1 protein-coding gene is annotated in these 1,039 nt (G+C 70.5%); it reads right to left on the reverse strand.

Annotated elements, in window-relative coordinates:
- Window positions 1-1,039 (reverse strand): HNH endonuclease signature motif containing protein (locus tag LK09_RS20335; RefSeq protein ID WP_039403818.1); only part of this gene is annotated, 1,039 nt, incomplete at both ends.

The following is a 1,039-nucleotide window of genomic DNA, read 5'->3' on the forward strand; positions in this document are numbered from 1 at the left end:
GGGGGTCGGGTGGGAGGGTGAAGGCGGGGAGGGTGCGTTCGGGGTGGACGGTGTAGGCGCGGCGGGTGGGGCTGATCCAGGTGACGGCGCCGCCGTGGGCTTGTTCGATGCGCCATCCGGTGACGGTCTTGATGATGTGGTGGTTGGTGCAGAACGGGTTCAGGTTCGTGAGCGCGGTTTCTCCGCCGTGCTGCCATTCGATGCGGTGGTCGATCTGGCATCGGTTCGCGGGCATCCCACATCCGGGGGTGAGGCAGCGGCCGGCCCGCCAGGTGACGGCTTGGCGGAGGGGTTTGGGGACTTTGTACCGGTCGCGGCCGATGGACAGCACGATCCCGGTTTCGGGGTGGGTGAGGACCCGGATCCATTCCTTCGCACCCCCGGCCAGTTCCCGGGCCTTCTGGATCGGGATCGGGCCGACGCCTTCGACCACGGCCGGTTCCGCTCCGGGTGCGTTCGCGTACGCGTCGTCCAGCAGGGACAGCACCGGAACGGTGACCACGACCTGCGCGCGGATGCGTTGCGCGGTCTTCGGGTGCGCTGTCACGACGCCGGCCACGAGCAGGTCGCCGTACACGTCCGCACGCACCTGATCCAGGGAGCGCGGATCAGTGGTCCCCGCTGCGGTTTCGGCTTTCTGGATGGTCTTGCCGATCCGGGTGGCGCGGTCGAACGCGGCGCGGGCCTCGACCGCGGGACCGTACAGGTGCGTCCACGCCATCCCGTCGACGTCGTCTTCGATCCACACCCGCCGCCGGGTGATCGCGGCCTGGTGTCGTTCGGTGAGGGTCGGAGCCTGTTCCTTCTCGATCAGCGCCTTCACCCGGCGGCGGAACGTGCCCACCGGTTCGGTCTCCGCCAACTCCACCGCCGGACCGATCAACCGGTCCCGCAGCCCCGGGTCGGGGACCTGGTCCAAAAGCAGCACCAGCAGTTCCGCGTGCCGGGGCGTCATCCGCGCCCCCGACAACGACGAGAACGCGGCCCGGTACCGGCCCAGCAGCGCCTCCGCCCGGCCCAGCAGCACCCCCGCGGCGTG

Origin of the sequence: Microbacterium mangrovi, assembly GCF_000802305.1 — a bacterium.
Lineage (GTDB): Bacteria > Actinomycetota > Actinomycetes > Actinomycetales > Microbacteriaceae > Microbacterium > Microbacterium mangrovi.